The sequence below is a fragment of the Streptomyces boluensis genome (genome assembly GCF_009908195.1).
In the GTDB taxonomy this organism is placed as follows: Bacteria; Actinomycetota; Actinomycetes; order Streptomycetales; family Streptomycetaceae; genus Streptomyces; species Streptomyces boluensis.
Map to the genome: position 1 here is coordinate 1 of NZ_JAAAHS010000684.1, position 1,708 is coordinate 1,708.

Sequence of the window (1,708 nt, forward strand, 5' to 3'; positions counted from 1 at the left end):
GGGCGAGGGGCGGTTGCGGGAGTCGACTCTTCCGCTTTTCGCGAGCGTGGTCGCACTGGTCACCCGGTGCCGCGACGAGGAGGGCACAGACACCCTCGTACCGCCGACCGTGACCGCCGCGGCACTCTGGTCGAACCTGCACGGAATCGCCCAACTCTGGTCCTGGGGAAGCCTGAAGCTGGCCCTCGACGCGGCGGAGCCGGAGCCCGAAAGCGGGACGGCCGACGCGCTCGACCGGCTGGTGACGGCAGCTCTGGACGCCCACCTGGGACCGCGGTCATGAACGGTGAGGTGGTCGGGAAGAGGGCCGACGTGAACGGTGAACTCGGGGCCACAGCTCGGCGGCCGGGCGCCGTCCTGCTCGTCAGTGTCGTCTGCGCGATGCTAGTCGCGCTCGACGGCACCGTACTGCTGGTCGCCCAGCCGAGTCTGCAACGCGAACTCGGCGCGAGCGTCGCGCAGATCCAGTGGACCAGCACCGCCTACCTGGTCGCGGTCGCCTCGCTGCTCGTCGTCGCCGGACGACTCGGCGACCGGTACGGGCACGGCCGGCTCCTGGTCGTCGGCGTGCTCGGGTTCGGCGCCGCCTCCGCCGGGATCGCGCTCACGCAAAGCATCGGTTGGGTGATCGGACTGCGCGCCGCACAAGGTGTGTGCGGAGCACTGCTCCAGCCCGCCACCCTCGCACTGCTTCGACTCGCGTACCCGGCCGAGCGCTTGAGTACGGCGGTGGCCATCCGCACCAGCGCGATCGGCGTCGCCGCGGGCGCCGGTCCCATCCTCGGCGGGATCCTCGTCGCACAGGCCGGCTGGCGCGCGGTGTTCTGGATCAACGTCCCCGTCGCCGCTCTGATCACTCTGGTCGCCGTCAGCACCCTCCTCTCCAGGGGCGCCTCACTTTCCCCGTTCTCCCTGCGCGCCCTCTCCATCCGCCCATCGACTCCCGCCCCCGGTCACAGTGCCGCCGCCCGGCTCGACCTCGTAGGAGCGGCCCTGCTCACGGCGGTACTCGCGGTGACGGTGCACACCTTGGCCGGGGTGCCGGAGCACGGCATGACCGGTACGGCGACCGTGCTCGGGGGCCTCGGCGCGGCGGGGCTCGCGGTCGCGCTCGTCGCCCACGAGTCGCGCACCGCGCAGCCCATCGTGCCGCGTGCGGTGGCGCGTTCGGTACCGGTCACAGCGTCGATGGGCATGCTTCTGCTGGCCGGCGCGGGGCTGTTCGGCGCGCTGTTCACGGCCACGTTCCAGCTCCAACACGTGCTCCACGTCGACCCGTTGGAGGCGGGCCTGCGGGTGCTGCCCCTCACCGTGCTCATGGTCATCGGCGCCCCCGTCGCGAGCGCCGCGCTGCGCCGGTACGGGGCCAGAGCCTGCGCGGTCACCGGTACGGCACTGGTGGCCCTCGGCATCGCGGGCCTCTCGCGGATCGGTCCCGGCAGTACGTGGACGTTGCTCGGCGCGGACTTCGCCGTACTCGGGGCGGGGTTCGCCGTGGTGATGGTGACGGCGACCGGCACGGTCGTGGGCGACGCCCCCGCCGGGTACGCGGGCGTCGTCGGCGGGCTCAAGCAGACGGCCATGAACGTCGGCCCGACCCTCGGCATCGCCATCGCCGCCGGCACAGCGGGTACAGCCGGAGCGGCGGGTACAGCGGGGGGCGCGGCCGGAGTGGCGGATACAGCCGGAGCAGCCGCAGCGGCGGGAG

1 protein-coding gene and 1 pseudogene are annotated in these 1,708 nt (G+C 73.0%); both read left to right on the top strand.

The window, feature by feature from the left end; all coding sequences use genetic code 11:
* Positions 1-283: pseudogene (locus tag GUY60_RS37420) on the top strand (WHG domain-containing protein); the annotation flags it as partial.
* Positions 284-381: 98 nt separating this feature from the next.
* Positions 382-1,708 (top strand): MFS transporter (locus GUY60_RS37425; protein WP_161705954.1); only part of this gene is annotated, 1,327 nt, incomplete at its 3' end.